A 1,303-nucleotide genomic window follows, 5' to 3' on the forward strand; every position below is an offset into this window, starting at 1 on the left:
CCGGACAGCAAGGCGGCGACCGAGTTGCGCGCCGCCTATGATGAGGCTAAGCGACTAAGCGGCTTTACGACTAAGCAAGTAAGCGAGGTTGGATGATGGCGAAGAAAACTTCCGCGCTCGCCGGCATCTTCGATGACGAGCCCGAGGCACCGGCACCGGCACCGGCTCCCGTTGCCGATGCAACTCCCGCGCCGCAGCCTGCCGTCCCGCGTCGGTCGCGGCGTGCGGCGGACACGTCGGCCCCGGCAGTACCTGCCCGGCGCAGCAGCCATCCTGGCAAGAAGCCGGTGCTGATCCACATTCCCGAAGACATGCACCGCACACTGCGCCAGCTCAGCGTCGAGGAGGGCGGGGAGCCCCTTACCGTCATCACCGAGCGGTTGCTGCGCCAGTATCTGGTCCAGCGGGGACACACCAGGTTCGCGCCGTGAGCAAGCGGCGTGATCCCAATCCCGAGTTCGACCTGTTCATTCCGGCGCTCGGCGATCTTCCGCTCAAGGACCAGCGGGAGGTCATGGAGCGCCCGTTCTTCTCGCTCCAGAAGCGCAAGCGGCTGAAGCCGATCGAGTATCGCAGCCCGGATGGCGAGGCCTGGGTGCGCGTGCAGGCCATTCCCGACTACGGCATGGCCACGATCTGGGACGCCGATATCCTGATATGGGCCGCGTCCACGCTCAACCGCATGAAGCAGCAGGGGCTGAACGATCTGCCCCGCACGCTGACAACCACGCCCTACGACCTACTGCGGGCGATCAAGCGCAGCACAGGGGGCAGGGACTATCAGGAGCTGCAAGCTGCGCTCCTCCGGCTCCAGACGACTTCGATCACAACTTCGATCCGCGCGACGAAGCGCCGGCAGAAGGCTGGCTTCAACTGGCTCGACAGCTGGACCTTCGACACCGACGCCGAAACGGAGCAGCCGCGCGGCATGACGCTGACCCTCTCGGATTGGGTCTATGAGGGCATCGTCAACGAGAAGTCGCTGCTCACCATGCACCCCGACTATTTCCTACTCTCCGGAGGGTTGGAGCGGGCGCTCTATCGTATCGCGCGAAAGCACGCCGGCACGCAGCGCGGTGGGTGGACTTGCCGGGTAGAGGTGCTTCGCGACAAAACCGGCAGCGATGCCCAGCCCAAGGAGTTCAACCGGATGCTTCGGCGGGTGATCGAGGCCGACCAGCTCCCCGACTATGCGATGGAGCTGACCGAGACGACGGACAAAAGCCCGGCCGTGTTGTTCAGGCTCCGCGGCGAGGCCGAGGCACTGGCACTCGCCGAGAGAATGCGCGCCGAGGAGGAGCGG

Annotated in this window: 2 protein-coding genes; both read left to right on the forward strand. The window is 65.5% G+C overall.

The features are described 5' to 3' along the window. The first annotated feature begins 92 nt into the window (after window positions 1-92). On the forward strand, window positions 93-431 hold the full coding sequence (locus tag ABDZ92_RS16550) for a hypothetical protein (protein ID WP_024021611.1): 339 nt from the start codon (window positions 93-95) through the stop codon (window positions 429-431). Continuing rightward, the coding region (locus ABDZ92_RS16555; RefSeq protein ID WP_343763998.1) for a replication initiator protein A at window positions 428-1,303 on the forward strand (876 nt) is incomplete at its 3' end. The genes ABDZ92_RS16550 and ABDZ92_RS16555, both read left to right, overlap by 4 nt.

This window comes from Sphingomonas molluscorum (assembly GCF_039522995.1).
Classification (GTDB): domain Bacteria; phylum Pseudomonadota; class Alphaproteobacteria; order Sphingomonadales; family Sphingomonadaceae; genus Sphingomonas; species Sphingomonas molluscorum.

Excerpts from the sequence above, each read along its gene's own strand:
- ABDZ92_RS16550 (WP_024021611.1), top strand. The coding sequence starts at position 93 with ATGATGGCGAAGAAAACTTCCGCGCTCGCCGGCATCTTCGATGACGAG.